Consider the following 17413-nt stretch of genomic DNA (forward strand, 5'->3'; position numbering starts at 1 on the left):
AGGTAAGAATTTATCTTTTGTCTTCTCCTTTGACTGGTAAGACAAAAGTCTCAGTGTAGCTCTTGGTAGATGTAGTTTTGTCCTCTGAAACTTTATTGACTCCTAATTCAATAAATTTCCTCTGTTAAAACGCCTGTATTTCTTACTACTGCTTAATTAAGCAATTTCCGGCAATTTTTTATATTTTTTCGAGTAGTGGAAAAAATTTATTTATCCTTGGGCTTTAACAATGTCATTCGTATATATACTATTTTTTGTCGTTAATGTCATCTACTAAGTTAGTAGATTTCTAAGTTAAATTTACTGAATGTATTTAAATACGTACTTGCGTATTGTGCAACTTTTAATTTTGTCCTCCTTTGCGAATTCATGAGGGGTCTTACCCCCCACACAATCTCAATTTAAACCCTTTATTATTGTCGAGTCACTAAAAAATACTACCATTAACTATGATGTAAAACAACTTCTCAAAATAGTAAAAGCTAAATAAAAAAACGTTCGCAGCCAGATGATTGAACATATTTTTTTAATAAGTTCAATTAGATAATCATATTTGTTATCCTTATACTTCTTGATTTTCAAGAACTACAGCTTCAGCGTATCTAAATAAACTTGCTGTAAACTGCTTGCGAATATCTCATGATTATCAGCTAGTAACCATAGACAGCCTAGTTTTGAAAAAACTTACTGGTTAACGATAATCTAGATAACTATTTTTAATTATTATCAATTGAATAAACTAATACATATATAACCGATAGTTATACATGTAAGATATTAGAAAATTTAGTAAGAGAGATAAAGCCGATTAACATATAAAACTGTTAAGTTCATTCAGCAGTAGCTTTTATGTGTCTTAATATTAAAAAAAATTATAAAGTTGAGACTAAGGATGTTGCGGCAGTTAGGCTAAATACTAATAAAAACCGCCAATTGACATGAGTTAGTGATGAGTGCCTTGCTCAACAAGAATACCTCGGTCTAGAACAAAGATATAGTCGGCATAGAGTAGTCTGGAGTTCTCAATCCTTCAACTCTTACCATTACTGAAATTTTCCTTCGCTTCCGGAAACACTCGAAAAATAAAATCACCAATCTAGACTCTGATTTCTCAGATTAAAGATAGGCTAAATTTGGCAACACTTCTGCATATATACAATACTATAGCGGTTCTCATTTGGATGTAATCTAGAGCTAACCCCCAGCCCCTTCCCTGCAAGGGAAGGAGAGTAAGATTTAAAGCATCTCTCCTTTTAAGAAAGAGGTTTAGACAGGTAAAAGTGTATTACATCCAAATGAGAACTGTTTTGATAGCTAATCAATGAATAACTAAGTAAATTCCCCAGATTGCCATTGCCCGTAAGTAAGTGCTAGCGCGGAAGGTACCAGTTGCGGTGATAGCTTCAGGGGTGCGAAATTGGAGACCATTGTTATAAATTTGCTGCACTACAGCTTGTGTTAACCTCAAGGCTTCATTCTTCATTCCCATTTGCACAAGAAAAGCCGCTAGCCCAAAGTTTATCCCTGTCCAAACTTCTAGGGGATGAGTAGCTTTAGGGTTTTCTGGTGAACCGTCAGGACGAACACCATTAGCCGCACCAAAGTCTGCATTGCAGAATTTCAAAAAGCACGCTTCATAAACTGTTTTCAGAGCAGAAAGGGCGCGATCGCTCGGTACAATATCTGGTAAGTCTAAGAGTCGGGCGTAGAACTGTCCGCACAACTGATCTGCCATTACCACATCTGAACCACTTTCACTATCAAGTTTGTAATATTGCCCATTCCAGAGTTTTTCTTGGTAAATAGGAAGAGATTGTTGTAACCAAGTTTCATAAGTGGATTTTTGAACCCTTAACTCCTCTGTGTTCTCTGCGCCTCTGCGGTTCGTTAACAAAACATCGCTAATTGCGATCGCAGCCTCTAACGCCGCTAACCACAAACCACCACAATAGGCGCTAACACCCTGCAACCGCCAATCATCAAAGGTTTGATCGGGCGCACCAGAATTTTCAGGAATCCCATCGCCATCAAGGTCAAAAGTTTTCAGGTAGTCGAGAGTTTGAACGATCGCAGGCCAGCAATCTGCCAAGAATTCTACATCGTCAGCACCCGTCAGCAGAAAATCACGGTATACTTGCAAGACAAAATCACTACCTAAATCTTTCCATAAATTGCAGTCTTGATAACTGGTGTAATTGGTTTTCTGCCAAACATGTTCATTCGGTGCGCCTAAATCGTGGGGTGTTGCACCTGCAACTTTGCGAACTGCAATCGGACTTTCAGCTTTGATTGTCATGTAATAGCCGATTATCCGGGGTGTATCATCACCTTGAGGAATCGCCCGTGCAAATGCCCTCATCACCGATTTTTCCAGTTCGGGAAACAGCATCAGCAGTCCAAAAGAGCCGTATAATCGTACATCTAGACTTTCATACCACCGATAATCTAGACACTCCAGCACTGCAAACTGACCGATGGGGTCAAGTTCTGATGCTGCACTCCAGAGAGTACCGCCGCTAGTGAGGTCGTAAAGCTCATTAAATAGAGCCATTTTAAACCAGTTGGGTAAATCTTCCCGGTCGAGAATGGGTTGTTGCCAAATTTTAATTTGCGATCGCCAGGTTTGGTATTCTTGTAGTGCAGTGGATGCGATCGCCCAAGCATTTTTACCACTTTTATCAAAAAAGTCTGTATATCTGCGATAATAGTTGACTCCGGCAGCAAATTCTGTAATGGGCAAATCCCAAGCGAGGACAAAGGGGATTTCCAGAGTTTCGCCTGGTTGGAGAGTGAAACGAAGTGCGATCGCAGTCCCTAACTGTTCACCTTCTGCGACTGGATTTGTATCTATATAATTGGGCAAAGAACCATCTTTGGCAAAACTTTGCCACACCTCCTCACCAGTACTATCAGGATTCCAGCGAGTGTGGTGAAATACTTCCACTTGAGGATGCTTCAGCGTCGCAATACACCAAGTTCCGTCACCTTCTTGCAAAGCATCATTACCAACCCGACCTAAAACACAGCCAAACTGTTCTGTATTTTCAACTATCTGGTTGTAGTTCCCTTCACTTTCGCCCCAGCGCGGTTGGTATTCGTAAACCGGACTTCCATCATCACGCACCCGCACTTCGGGAGATTTCAGAGCGTTTGTAAACCAGCCCACCATATTTTGCCAAGTGAGCATGATGCCCAGAGTAATTGGTGCATCTGTTGGGTTGTGGGCATTCCAGACGAATGTTGCCACAGGGTAGCTAGTTTCTTGATAATTACCTGCCCAAACTGGGGAAAATTGCTCACAAGTCAACTGTGTTTGAAAAATATTTTCATACAAAAACCAGCTACGTGGATATAGCGCGTGATAATTTCCTGTCCCCTCTGGAAGTGTCGGATACCATTGCCAAGCTTTGAGAGTGCCATCATCGGGCGCTTGGGTAGATAAAGCGTAGGCTTGGGAAGATGTGCCATTGGATTCAAATACACTGAATTGACAAGCGGGAACGTTTTTGAAGGTATGTTCACCGCCATCGATGTGCCACAGGTTAAAATCTCCCCGTGAAGAACGACCGATGCAACCTGCACCAAAGCCACCTAGAGGCATACCATGCCAAGGGCCATCATCGATATTACTTGCGTAGCGGACGGTATAAGGTTTGTCCCAGCCTAAGCCGATAGGACGGCTCCAAGTGCAAGAGGGAATTTTCGGAGAAAGTTGATTTGTCATCGCCTAATGTTACAGCGTGCAGTTACGTCAATGAAGACTAGCGCGATGTGTGATTTTTCTCAAGGGGCACAACGATGTAGGGGCACGGCAATGCCGTGCCCCTACGTTAGATAAAAATTTTCAGGTTAATATAAACACAATTTACAAATAACCGTACTTAAAAATTAATGCCTTACGACCCGCGAATACATCACCGTCGTTCTATTCGCCTAAAAGGACATGACTACACTCAACCAGGAGCCTATTCTATTACGCTTTGTACGCAGGGGCGGCAATGTTTATTTGGCAATGTGGTCAAGGGCAAAATGCAATTAAATTATTTAGGTCATATTGCCTTCAACTGCTGGGAGGCAATTCCCGATCATTTTCTGCATATTGAATTAGATACTTTTGTGGTAATGCCTAATCATCTACATGGGATATTAGTGATTATTGACACGTCTGTAGGGGCACGGCAATGCCGTGCCCCTACAACAGAACGGCAATGCCATGCCCCTACAGAACAATTTGGCAAACCCGTGTGCGGTTCTATCTCAACCGTGATTCGCAGCTATAAAAGCGCTGTCAGCAAAAGTATTAATATTATCTGGCAGACCAAGGGGCAATCAATCTGGCAACGCAATTTTTACGAACACATTAGCCGAGATCAAAAACCTTTGGATCGCATCCGACAATATATCCTAGACAATCCTCAGAGGTGGGCAGATGATCCAGAAAATCCACAGCATAATCCTGATGATTGCGAATTCCTATTCGATATACCTTTCTGATTCATTGTAGGGGCACGGCAATGCCGTGCCCCTACCTCGTTAAAGGACGGCATTGCTTGGTAATCTTTATTGGTGTCATGGAAATTTTAATTGTATATGTGGGCACTCTAAAGTTAAGAAGCATACCGGAGACTAATTTTTATGTCCACAGCCCCAATTAGTGCAACACTAGCGCAATCAGAAAGAGATGCTGTGTTGCAAGCGATCGCTACAATTAAAGAAAAGCTACCATTTTTGATTGATTTAACTAACGAGGAACGCAAAGCTTTACCCAAAATGGGAGATAAAAGCCGCGCCTTTGTCAGCAAAGCATTGGAGGTGGCGACACAGAACCCAGAGTTTTTACCGCGATCGTTTGACCTGGATGAAATGCGGAAGGATGTACAATTGTTTGAGGCGTTGTATCCAGTATTGCTCTCTCTGTCACAATTCCATGAATTGGTGGATGACACATTTTTAGCGGTGGGTAGTGAAGCCTATGCAGCCGCATTGCAGGTGTATACTTATGCCAAAGCTAGTGGACAAGGCGCTGGTTTAGAGACAGTAGTTGAGGAAATGGGGCAAAGGTTCGCCCGTAAATCTCGGAAAGTCAAGCCTCAAGCAGCAGCATTGTAGAAAATAGCTCGGCGATCGCACTTCTAAGGTGCAATGCTGAGGCTCAGAACTCGGATGTTAGAGTAAATTGCTCGGCGTTCCGAGTTCTGAACTTGAAGCTTCACCCTCTGAACACGAAATTTCGAGATGAGAACACGAAACTTCGTGCTTTGAACAGCAACATCCGAGATCCAAAGGCGATCGCTCTCCCTTTTAACTCGGAACTTCGTGCTTTGAACAGCAACGTCTAAGATCCAAGAGTGAATCATGGTGAGTTTAGGGCGTAGAGTTATGGTTTTTTCTGCGCCAAGTTATACTTAACCTCAATTTCAAAGTTACTCTCAGCCGAACCCTCAGTTAAAAAGGGAATGCCAGTTTTACCACCCAGCTTGATGCCAAATTTAACTGTTATCTCCTCAGCGTCAGGTAAATTCTTGAATGCACCAACCGCTAACTTGGCATAATCACGAACTTTGTTTTGAAATTCTCTGATATTAACCGTAGGTAAACCATCACGGTATCCCGGTTCCTCTTCTTCTGGAACGTCTGCGGCTGTGTTTGATTCCACATAGATTTCGTACTCTCGATCATCTTCTTTGACAATCAGGCGTTGCACTTGTGACATTAGTAGCCTCAGTTAATGTTTGAGTTGTTACTCTTGTAATATTACGTAAAAACAGATACCTGATTAGACGCTATGCCTCGATATGCCCTGGTGATTGGCATTGCTAAGTATGACAATTTCACAAACCTACCAAAAGCTGTCAACGATGCAGAAAAAATAGCACAGCTGCTGCGTGAACATGGTTGGTTTGATGTTCAGCCGTTACCGGGTAAGCTAATCGAGGGTGAAAATCGCTGGCAAGTCACACCGGATAAAAAGTTAACTGGTAAAGAACTCGGTCAAACACTGAGAACGTTTCTGCTAGAGAAGGCCAAAGGTAGTGAGGCACTGATTTATTTTGCCGGACATGGCTTTGAAGCACTCAACCTCACAGGTGAACCGAAAGGCTTTTTGGCAACTTCGGATTGTAATAAAGTAGATGGACAGAATGCGATCGCCTTTGATGATCTCAACACTTTAATTGCTAAATCTCAACTCAGCAGCTTAGTAGTATTGCTGGATTGCTGCTATGCGGGGTCTTTTCTGGAGAGGAGTTTTATCAAGTCTGGTTTCTCTGTTTTCAACAGCAAACAAGACTACAGCTTAATTACAGCCTCTCGTGCCTTTGAAAGAGCGCGTGAAGATGACGAAGGCGGGATTTTCACCAAAGCAATTCTCAAAGGACTTGCTGAGGATAAAGCTGATGAAGCTACCGGGGAAATTAATGCTAATGACTTAATCGGCTTCATTAAACGAGAACTCACAGGGAGTGGACAAGAAGCAATTTACATGGGGGGAGGAAGATCAATTTCTCTGGTTTGGTATCCGCCTAAAAATCCGGTAGCTGCTGAGGTGGTGAGTGAAGAATGTCCCTATCGGGGCTTAGAAGCTTTTGACAAGCAACACTCAAAATTCTTTTTTGGTCGTCAAAAAGTAGTTAACGATATTCAACAGAAACTCGAGTTGGCGAAGTTTGTCCCGATCGTTGGCGCGTCGGGGAGTGGCAAATCTTCAGTAGTGCGGGCGGGTTTGATTCCACAATTAGATGATAGTGAGTGGCAAGTCTTAGAACCAATTAAACCCGGATTTGAACCTTTAATTAAGTTGCGTGGAGCTTTTCAACAATTTTTTCCAGGGGCTAGAAAAGAGAAGCAACTGAAGGATTTGATTGATAATGAGCAGAATAATTTATCTGCAATTCTCGAAAAGCTTCCTGGTTCGGTAAAACTTTTGCTGGTAGTGGATCAATTTGAGGAAGTATTTACTGGCGGTGCTAGTCAGCAAGAAAAGCAGAGATTTATTGACTTACTGACTCAGGTAGTAGAGATTACCGATTCGCGGTTAGCAGTTGTGATTACCATGCGAGCGGATTTTCTCGAACCCTGTTTGCAATATCCCTCCCTGACTCAGTTAATTCAAACCCAGGCTGTTTTTATGCCACCTTTAACCGGAGTTGATTTAAAGGACAGCATCGCCGAACCAGCCAAACTTCAAGGTCATAGTGTTGAAGAAGGGCTACTACTGAAGATTTTTGAAGATGTGAAACAAGAACCAGGGTTTTTGCCTCTGTTGGAGTTTGCTTTAACTAAACTCTGGGAAAAACGCGATCGCAATCAACATCAACTCACCCTAGAAGAATATGAAAAGTTGGGAGGATTAACAGGGGCGTTGAATCTCCATGCAGAAAATCTGTATACAAGTTTCACCAAACATCAGCAAGATTGGGTGAAGCGGATTTTTTTAAAACTGGTGCGTACTGGCGCACAAGCTAAGGATACTCGACAATGGCAAGCCAAAACTAAATTATTGAGCATTGCTGGCGACAACCCAGATGAGCAGCAAGCCATAAATGATGTTTTAGAAAAGCTAATTCAAGGACGTTTGATAGTACTTGACAGCGAACCCACAGGAGAAGTTTGGGTGGATTTGGCTCATGAAGCTTTGATGGAAGGTTGGGAAAGGTTTGCTAAGTGGCGTAAGGAAGGGCGGGAACTGAGGCGATTGCGTGATCGAATAGAAGATACTTTGCGAATATGGGAGGAGGAACCAAGAAATGAAAATTTAATGATGGGGGGATTACTGGCTAAAGTGCAAGAGAGATGGTCAGAACTTGAATCGGATTTAGACATCGCAGCTAGAGAGTTTTATCAGCACAGTGATGTTCAGGGAAGGCAACGAAAAACAGCAGAAACTTTCTACAAAATATATCTATCCGAAAATTATGTTTAGAATTCCAAATTTCTAGCGATCGCCTCCTTGACTCATCATCCCATCTTCACCAATCCGCAAAGTGAGGAAGCAAAAGCCGCTTGCGAAGTCTGCCGTAAATATGTTTGGAGTAAAGAACGTGGGTAGGGGCACGGCATTGCCGTGCCCTTACAATGGTCTGTACTTATTATCTCCAGCATTTAGGCTCAGAACTCCAGTTTTCACCTTCAGAACTCGGAACTCCGACCTCCGAACTCGGAACTTCGACCTCCGAACTCGGAACTTCGACCTTTGAACTCGGAACTTCGACCTCCGAACTCGGAACTCCGACCTTTGAACTCGGAACTTCGACCTTTGAACTCGGAACTTCGACCTCTGAACTGCAACATCCGAGATCCAAGGCTCAATCATGCTGAGTGAAGGACGATTATTAATAGTCAATCCATAATTAACAGATACATGATTACAATCACTTAGAGGATGTTTGAAAAGTATTTAGCTGTGATTTTAGGCACTTATCGATCCCCCCTAACCCCCCTTAAAAAAGGGGGGAACCGGAGTCAAAGTCCCCCTTCTTTAAGGGGGATTTAGGGGGATCTCAAAGTATTTGAAGGAATTTATAAAGACGGCAAAATCGATAAGTCTCAAAGCCAGGTATAAAGCCTGTTTTACTTCTGAATTCTGACTCTTGAATTCAGAATTCTGTTGTGTAATCTGCAATCTTGAGGTTTTGAACTTCAGTTTTCACCTCTTACCACGGGCTACCAATCATAGTGAACGGTGCCCAGTAAAACGGATGGGAGAGATTACCAACAATGTTCTGTTGTAAGTAGGTTGCCATTTGGGGTTGCAAAGATACGCCTCCATTTATCCCAGTTAATTGATTACCCTCAATTCGCACTTTTCCCTGAATCATTGCTAACTGTGCTTGTTGCAATGCATCTGCTTTAATCGATGCAGTCTTCAACTGGCTGTAAAACTCCGTCATTAGCCCTAGAGTTCCGGCATCTGAGACATACCACAAACTGGCAATGGCTGACTTCACACCCGTCTGTATTGCTAACCCGGCAAAACCTAACTCCGCTTGTTCATCCCCAAAAGCTGATTTACAAGCACTTAAAACGAGTAATTCCACCGGGGGCTTATTCCATCCCAACTGGCGGACTTGATCTAAGCGCAGTTTGGTATTATACAACTGAATATATGACTTGCTGGAGTCTCCAGACACAAAATCTACGTGAGTTGCTAGGTGAATCATCGCAAATGGATTTTGCCGCCTTTGTGCCTTGAGATTTTCTAAGGTAAAGTCTTTATTGAGTAAAAATTTGCCCTTCCATAGTTTCTGGACGATGGTAGAAACTTCTATAGGCACAGCTTCTAAGGGATTTTGGTTTTGGTCTTGAGCAAATTCACTAGCACCCATTGCTAAGACTTGGGAGTTTTTGAGATTAACGTAGCTAGTATCAGTAAGACTGAGACTGGGTAACATTCCTATACTGTATTTTTCAATGAGAAACTGTTTCCCATCGTGGAGTGCAGCTAGGGGGATAGAACGTAAACCTGCGTCCATCACAAAAGCCAGATTTTTAATGCCTTGCTTTTGCAACTCTGCTTCTTGGGGCAAAATTAGCCATTTATATAGTTGTTGTGATGAGATTAAATAGCTGGTAGTGGCAGCTTTGTTAACATCTGAAATTTCATTGTAAAATTTTTGAGCTACTCGCAAAACCTTCGCTCTGGTGACACCAGGAAGCCGCTTACGCATAGGTTTTCCTTCAGCAGTGACAAGGACTAAATCGAGGATGTCTTTATCTTTTGTCGATATATTACTGCTAGGAGTAAACTGTGCATAAATAATTGCTGGTTTGACACCTGTTTTTGCCTGAATTTCAGCAAGGGTGGCGCGTGCATCTGCCAAGGATTTGAGAGAAGTTCCGCTTGATTTTCCGAGATATTGGTCAAACTTGCGCGTAGCTTGTTCGTCTACTTCGGCAAATGCTGTGTCAACTCCAACTGAAAAATTGCTATTACGTACTGGTGGGCTAGGTAGAGGCGGCGTTAAGTCATCGGGCTTCGGATCGTTCTTTAAAGATGATGCGGTAATTATTTGAATATTGCCTTGTGTGTAATTACCAGTATAAAATCTGTTAGGCAAAATAGCATTGCCAGAGTCAGTAGTAATCGCTCCAGCAGTGCCATTGGTGTCAGCGTTACCGACTACAAAAGGTGTAGTGCCATTACCGCCGTGAACGATAGTAACTTCGCCGCTACCAGTTCCACCAGATGTAGAGATGCTAGAATTGATGCCATTGCGATCGCTAAATGTGCCAATAGCTCGGAAAAACCTGTTGGTTATAATATCAACATTACCGCCAGTGCCATTACTTCCACCTTGAGCATTGATAGAAGTAACCTCAATATCATTATCTGGATCTAGCGTTATATTACCGCCATTACCAGTACTAGAACTGGAATTTAGTACTCCAGCTTTAATACTGTCTTTCGCCTCAAAAGTAATTTCTCCACCATTAGTTGTAATATCTTGAGTTACAATCGCTCCCCTAGAGCTTTGGAGGGTGACATTATTATCATTAGTGAGAATATTATTAGTAGTAACTCCTAAAGGTGCAATGAGACTGACTATTCCACCTTTTCCGTTAGTAGCGTCTGAAAATAGCGAATAGGTGAGGATAGAGCCGTTGGTAGAAGTTATATCTATATTTCCACCACTAGTACCACCTTTAGTATTGATATTAAAAGTTGTAATGTTGTTATTTGCATTCAAGCTAACTGCACCACCATTACCAGCCAAACCATTACTGGAATAAGATAATGTCTCTATGTAATCGTTACTGATACTACCATCAGTACTAGTGAAATTTATTGCTCCACCATTACCTGTTGTACTGCCCTCAGTGCCAGAAAATACATACCCTGTAGCAATATCATTTTTAGCATTCAGCGTGATGTTGCCAGCATTACCTACTTTACCCCCATTTGCTGCTGTATCAGATGCTAGGTCAAGTGTATTAATGCCACCATCAGTACTAAAAATGTTTATTGCACCACCATTACCTGCTGAACCAGCGCCATAAGACGAACTACCATAAGAAGAAGTAGTTGCGGACTTTATATTAATATCATTCTTGGCAGTTAAGCTGATTGCACCACCATTACCAGAAGTACCGTTACTATTACTAGAAGAATGGCTGCTGAGGTCGCTGGTGGTGATAGTACCATTTACAGCAACTAGCTTAATTGCACCTCCAGTACCACCTATACTAGAAGCATTTAAACCACCCTTTGATTCTGCGCCATCAGAAACGAGATTACTGATGTCAATATTGCCGTTGGTGCTAGTTAGGGAAACATCTCCACCAGTTGAACCATCAGAGACTATGCCACCAGTAGTAATGTTGCCAAAAGCGTTGAGCGTTATTTTACCACCAGTCCCTCCTGATGAGTCTATTTCGCAGGAACTATAACTTCCACACAGTAAACCGCCAATAGTATTGATTCCACCATTGCTACTGATGATTTGAATTTCGCCACCTTTGTCACCACCAGATGCGATATCAGCTGTAGTAATATTACCAGCAGCTTTGAGGGTAATGTTACCACCGTTATTAGAGCCAAGAGTATTTTGAGTGAAGAAACCCGCCCCACTGAAGATATTGCCGTTGGTACTAGTAAGAAAAATGTTACCACTTTGACCACTTTCGCTACTAGCTACGATCGCATCTTTCCCTGTGCTAATGTCGCCTACAGCATCAATAGTAATATTGCCACTTTTAGTAAGACCAAAGCTAGATACCCTACCAGTAGTAATTTTACCGCCACTGATAATAGAAATATCTCCTGCTGTTGTTACTTCACTTAATTGTTCCCCAGTTCCAAAATCATCTGATAAGTTAATATCTCCACTAGCTTTGAGGGTGATGTTGCCAGAAGCACTACCATAATAAGAATAAGATTGGATAGAATTTGTATTTTCAATACCGCCGTTGTTGCTGGTAATATCGATATTTTTGCCGTTGGTTGTGATGCTGTCAGTGGTAATTTTCTGATTTGCTAGGAGATGAATTGAGGCATTATCTGTACCTATAATTGACCCAGTTGCTGTTATTGAACCTGCTCCAGTTGGAGTTTGAATTTTTACGGGGTCGTTGAATGTGGCATTGTTAATTGTAACTGCACCGCCACCATCATTACGTCCGATGGTGATTGAACTGAAGCCATTTTGTAGGGCAGCTAAGTCAGTTGTAGTCAAATTTAAGATATTCGTACCAGTGTCAGTGGAACCGCCAAGGGTAATATTTTGACTAGGCGTGAAGGGTTGAAGTAAAAAATTACCGCTTCCGTTGAAAGAATTTGCGCCTCCCAGGAGATTAATCTCATTAGCAGTCAGGTTGATGTTTCCAGAGCCAGCGAAAACTGAACCTCCACTGGTAAAATTAATGCTGCCATTGTTGCTGCTAATGGTAATGTTACCGCCACCTGTAGTCCCATCAGTGCGAATACTTTGAGTGTTGATATCATCTTGAGCATTAAGATTGACACTGCCACCAAAACCGTTTGGTGAATAGACATCTATTGATGGGAATGGTGCTGCTGCTACGCCGATATTTATTCCACCACCGCTATTTACCAAAATATTACCAGGAGTATTAGCGATCGCATCCAGTTGTCCCCCAACTGTAATATCCCCGCTAGTAGTATTGAGAGTAATATTCCCTCCTTTTGTAGCGGTGGGAGAACCTGCACTAATACTCGTTGCAATATCTATACCATTATTTGCTTGGAGTGTTATATTTCCACTGGTGTTATTGCCATCGCTAACTATCGCATTGGTAAAATTAATATTGCCAGCAGATGTAATGTTGATATCGCCCCCATTACCAGTGCCATTCCCATAAGAGAATAAACCATTACCAGCAAGGTTGCCAGTACTGGAAGTCAAGGTAATATTGCCACCATTGCTGGAACCTAGATTGCTAAAAATATTACCCAGAGATAGACTACTTCCTAGAATAGAGATGTTTTTCCCTGCTGATGTAATCTGGCCTGATGTGACTGAACCGTTACCCGCATTGATGGTTGTAGTACCTACTCCAGTCAAGGTTAGTGGACTGTTAAAGTTGATATTGCCAGTGGTGGTAATGTTACCTGGGACGGTTGTATTTGCGCCAGTAATATTGAGGCTAGCTAGAGGATTTGTACTACCAACGTTATCACCAAAGCTAATATTGCCTGCACCAGCAGCAAGACTCAAATTACCAGCCCCATCTATTGTATTTGCGAAGCTGATGTTAGCATTACCAGAGTTAAGCGCAACATTAGCACCATTGCCAATTAAGACTTTATTCAGGAAGTTGATGGGTTGATTATTGTTAGTGATACCTGCGTTCAGGGTAGTTGTGGGAGTTTTGAGAGTAACTGAAGCGTTATTTGTGCCTGTAATTGCACCGTTAACAAAAATATTACTAAGAGAAGTAATTGTGACAGGGTTGTTGAATGTGACGGGGTTGATTGTAATTGCGCCACTACCATCATTACGTCCGATGGTGATGGAATTGAAGCCATTTTGTAAAACGGCTAGTTCTGATGTAGTGAGGTCTAATGTTCCAGTACCACTATCGCTAGTTCCGCCAAGGATGATATCTTTACCAGGCGTGAAGGGTTGCAGCAGTAAATTACCAGTGCCAATAATTGGATTTCCCAATGATGATGAGTTGGGATTAATCTCATCTGCTGTTAGGGTGAGATTATTGCTGCCAGCATCTAGCTTACCACCAAATGAAATCTTACCTGTTCTGGCATTGAAGATAGTATTACCAGTTAAAGTAATAATGCCACTTAGGTCGATATCCCCGTTAGCGGTGGTGATATTATTGGGAGCGGTAATATTTTTTGACTCAACTATAAAACTATTCAATGGCTGTGTGTTGCCAATATCACCTTTAAGTACAACGTCGCCGACACCTGCACCAGTGGTAAGTTTCAAGCTATGAGAACCATTAACCGTACCATTTAACGCGATCGCATTACCTGAACCTGCGTTGAAAATGGCATCATTGTTAAGAGTCAGTGGACTGGTAATACTGATATTACTATTTGTGGTGATGTTGCCAGAGACGTTTGTGTTAGCAGCACTGGTGATAGTAAGGCTAGTGAGTGGAGTTATCCCACCAATAATACCGCCAAAGTTAATGTTACCTGTCCCAGCAGTTAGGATTAAATCGTTATATCCACTGTTATCTCCATCAACTGTGGTAGCAAAGTTAATATTTCCTGAGCTACTGCTACCAGTGCTAAAAGTGACATCACTGCCAAGGATAACTTTACCATTCAAGTTGATGTCGTTGCCTTTGGTGGTTAAATTGCCAGTAGTGATGCGATTAGGAGCAGTAAGTGCGATCGCTCCGCCAGTTCCATTAGTAGAATTAGCATCTATGGAGCCTGTAATAATATCGTTCGTAGCTCTAAGAGTGACAAAACCACCATTGCCGGAAGTGGAACTAGTTGTCAGATTGCTAATATTAATTGAACCACCAGTGGTTTGAGCATCGATATTACCACTACTGTTAGTTCCCCCTGCATATATTCCCCCGGTGCTAATATTTCCTGCTGCCCGCAGAGTCACTGTCTTACCTGTTGGAGCATCAGGCGCATATACAGCTACTTGACCACTAGTAATTTCGTCTTTAACATAAATTGTGCCATTTTTACTAGTTAAGTTAATTGCCCCACCAGCCCCAGAACTAGATTGAGATGCCACATAATCTGCGATCGTAATATCACCAGCACTCGTGACATTGATATTTCCAGCAGTACCACCACCAGTCTTATTTGAGACACTATTTAACTGGGGGGTAAAACTTTCACCACTAGCAGAAGTAAAATCATTAACTGATACAAAACCATTAGTGCTGGTGATGGAAATATTACCACCATTAGCCCCAGCAAAGCTACGAATTGCACCAGTATTGATGTTACTGCCAGCTGTGAAAGTAACTGTACCACCTGTTCCGCCAATTTGATCTGCTTGAGCGCGAACAAAACCCGCAGTTATAGAGTTAGCGGCATTTAAACTAACATTACCTGCTGTACTCCCAACAGCAACACTATAAGATTTGAGTTCATCTGTAGTTATAGAACCACCTCTGCTGCTAACAGAGATATTGCCACCGTTACCTATTCCTAAAACGTTTATAGGGTAAGGATCTGAGAATGAAGTAATAAATCCTGTTTTAATATCTCCAGAGCCAGATATATTAACGGTTCCACCATTACCTAAATCGGAGTCGGCGGCTATAAAGCCAGTCTGAATAGTACCGCTATTGCTAGTAATTGTAATATTGCCACCATTGCCAGTTGCCGGAACAGCATTTGAACCATTATCTGCTGATGAATAAATATATCCTGTTTTAATATTTCCAAGGGCAGATATATTAACGGTTCCACCATTACTTGACAGAGAACTGGATGATAAATTACCAATGTCAATAGTACCTTTGTTAGCAGTAAAGGTAATGTTGCCACCATTGCCCTTTGGAGCAAACGCATTGATGTATGAAAAATTGCCTAAGTTAGTATTGATGCTGCCGTTATTGCTAATAAAGGTAATATTGCCACTATTAGCAGTAGATATAACATTGGGAACCCCTCCAGCAAAACTTTCTACACAGTAACTGGCTAAAGTGCAATTCAGGGAGATATCCCCGTTTGCTGTCAGAGAAATCGGACTACCGCCATCATTTGAGAAAGAGGCAATGCTACCTGTGACAGAAATTTTACCACCTGCATTAAGTGCGATCGCCCCACCCTTACCCGGATCGGTAAAGGTATTTGTTGCACGGAGGCTTCCTGTAATGATATCCCCTGTAGCAGTTAAGCTAATGGGGCCAGCAGCACCATTTGAGTTATCTGTCTGAACATTCCCCACCTGAATACTCCCAGGTGGCAAACCCAACGCACTTATTGGCGACTGAAAATTAGTTAATAATGACCCTTGAGATGAAGGAAAATTCTCAGGTGTAACTGAAGCCAAACCTGCCCGCAAAATTAAAGCACGGCTGGTAGTCAAGGTTGTAAAATCAGGATCGGAAACCGGAATACTCCCACTCGTATCGGGCGAATTAATTGTAATATCCCCACCCTTAATACTTCCCGTCGCCTCTACCTTCAGCGCTGTACCTGTATAATTCCCAAATTCTACATCGCCATTAGCCCGAATAATTGGGTCATACAAACTAACAAAATTACCCGCGCCTCCGGCTAAATTCTTGATAGAAAACAGTCCACCGCTAAAAAAGTGAGCATCCCCAGAAACATTACCATCGCTAACCAAACTGAGATTTCCACCACTGACAAACGGTGTCTGCGGATGATTTAGCGCCAGGATATCAATGTTTTGATTTCCTTGAATATTCAGATTCCCGCCAGCTTGTGCCGAAAAGGAATTTGCTACACTATCGCGCACCCTTACCGTGTCTTTAGCTAATAGGTTTAAATCTCCTGTTGTCAGCAGTTGACTTTCTGGTAGTGTCAAATTACGTGCAGCTGATAAAGTTGCTGTCCCAGATGTAACGTTTTTGGCTACGACATCCCCAGAATCTACCGCAATTCCAGAACCTGAGAGTTCTACTTGTCCGTTGCTGTTAACTTTCAATTGATTGGCGTTACCCACACCAGCACCTGTTAACAACTGCGGTAGACTTGCAGGAGTTGCAGATGTAGCTGATGGGGGTTGAATTTCTAAACTTAGCAGATGTCCAGGTTGGCTGATGCGTAAGAGGTTTTCACCTGGAACGGCGGCGACGGTGATGTTACCTCCTGGTGCTGATAGCTTTCCAGTACTGATGACAGTGCCACCGATTAAATTTAAGTTGTTGCCAGTAGTGACTGCTAAATTGCCAGAATTAACAATACTCCCTGGTTGAGAGGTTTTGAAAGCAAAGGTATTGGGGGTTCCTACTAAAGTGGCGTAGTTGTTGCTACCAACTGCATTAAAGGAATTTGACCCAAAACCAATACTATTGGCAGTGGTGGCGGTGAAATCAGCAGGTACATTTAAGCTGGCGTTGGCACCAAATACGATACCAGCCGGGTTCATTAAGAAGAGGTTAGAATTCCCGCCAGTAACTTGTAATAGTCCGTTAATTACTGAAGGATCGCCACCAACAACACGCCCTAAAATATTTTGAATATTTGGGTTAGAGAGAAAGTTTGCGATCTGGTTGGAGTCCAGTCCGAATTTTTGGAAGCTGTGAAAGAGATTCGCGCCATCTCTAGAAAGACTACCACCACTGATATCTAACTGGTTGCCGTTGGGGGTGACAAGAGAACCTGTACCGTCAGTAGCTGGTGTAATAGATTGTGCTTTCACGAGAACGATCGCCTGGAAAACAGCAACCAGAGCGATCGCTTGAGTTAGCAAATATAAACCAATTTTTTGAGCTACAGAATTCATCTCAATCCTTGTATAAATAAAACTCCAATTTCAATACAATG

The 17413-nt window shown here is 42.3% G+C and carries 7 protein-coding genes; 3 read left to right on the forward strand and 4 right to left on the reverse strand.

Annotation, left to right across the window (positions count from 1 at the left end; translation table 11 throughout):
* Positions 1-1318 precede the first annotated feature (1318 nt).
* Positions 1319-3724, reverse strand: coding sequence for a GH116 family glycosyl hydrolase (locus CDG77_RS06980; RefSeq protein ID WP_094328672.1), 2406 nt, complete (start codon positions 3722-3724; stop codon positions 1319-1321).
* A gap of 167 nt (positions 3725-3891) precedes the next feature.
* On the opposite strand from CDG77_RS06980, the gene CDG77_RS06985 reads away from it, so the two are divergent.
* Positions 3892-4494, forward strand: coding sequence for a transposase (locus CDG77_RS06985; protein WP_094328673.1), 603 nt, complete (start codon positions 3892-3894; stop codon positions 4492-4494).
* A 141-nt stretch (positions 4495-4635) separates the two neighbouring features.
* Positions 4636-5109 (forward strand): hypothetical protein, encoded by a 474-nt coding sequence (locus tag CDG77_RS06990; RefSeq protein ID WP_094328674.1) that lies wholly within the window; start codon positions 4636-4638, stop codon positions 5107-5109.
* A 23-nt stretch (positions 5110-5132) separates the two neighbouring features.
* On the opposite strand, the gene CDG77_RS35225 is transcribed toward CDG77_RS06990, so the two are convergent.
* Positions 5133-5357, reverse strand: coding sequence for a hypothetical protein (locus tag CDG77_RS35225; protein WP_143856967.1), 225 nt, complete (start codon positions 5355-5357; stop codon positions 5133-5135).
* A 20-nt stretch (positions 5358-5377) separates the two neighbouring features.
* The gene (locus tag CDG77_RS06995) at positions 5378-5713 is read right to left on the reverse strand and encodes a CU044_2847 family protein (protein WP_094328675.1); all 336 of its coding nucleotides are present in this window, start codon (positions 5711-5713) and stop codon (positions 5378-5380) included.
* A 72-nt stretch (positions 5714-5785) separates the two neighbouring features.
* Here CDG77_RS06995 and CDG77_RS07000 point away from each other — a divergent pair, with 72 nt between their 5' ends.
* On the forward strand, positions 5786-7921 hold the full coding sequence (locus CDG77_RS07000) for an nSTAND1 domain-containing NTPase (RefSeq protein WP_094328676.1): 2136 nt from the start codon (positions 5786-5788) through the stop codon (positions 7919-7921).
* Positions 7922-8651: 730 nt separating this feature from the next.
* Here the strand turns inward: CDG77_RS07000 and CDG77_RS07005 are convergent.
* Positions 8652-17372 carry a CHAT domain-containing protein gene (locus CDG77_RS07005; protein WP_094328677.1) on the reverse strand — a complete coding sequence of 2907 codons (8721 nt, stop codon included), beginning with the start codon at positions 17370-17372 and terminating at the stop codon, positions 8652-8654.
* Positions 17373-17413 lie beyond the last annotated feature (41 nt).

The organism is Nostoc sp. 'Peltigera membranacea cyanobiont' 213, assembly GCF_002245975.1.
Taxonomy (GTDB): Bacteria; Cyanobacteriota; Cyanobacteriia; order Cyanobacteriales; family Nostocaceae; genus Nostoc.

Bases quoted from the DNA above. Each gene is read 5' to 3' on its own strand.
- CDG77_RS06980 (WP_094328672.1), bottom strand. From the start codon at position 3,724: ATGACAAATCAACTTTCTCCGAAAATTCCCTCTTGCACTTGGAGCCGT.
- CDG77_RS06985 (WP_094328673.1), top strand. From the start codon at position 3,892: ATGCCTTACGACCCGCGAATACATCACCGTCGTTCTATTCGCCTAAAA.
- CDG77_RS06990 (WP_094328674.1), top strand. From the start codon at position 4,636: ATGTCCACAGCCCCAATTAGTGCAACACTAGCGCAATCAGAAAGAGAT.
- CDG77_RS35225 (WP_143856967.1), bottom strand. From the start codon at position 5,357: ATGATTCACTCTTGGATCTTAGACGTTGCTGTTCAAAGCACGAAGTTC.
- CDG77_RS06995 (WP_094328675.1), bottom strand. From the start codon at position 5,713: ATGTCACAAGTGCAACGCCTGATTGTCAAAGAAGATGATCGAGAGTAC.
- CDG77_RS07000 (WP_094328676.1), top strand. From the start codon at position 5,786: ATGCCTCGATATGCCCTGGTGATTGGCATTGCTAAGTATGACAATTTC.
- CDG77_RS07005 (WP_094328677.1), bottom strand. From the start codon at position 17,372: ATGAATTCTGTAGCTCAAAAAATTGGTTTATATTTGCTAACTCAAGCG.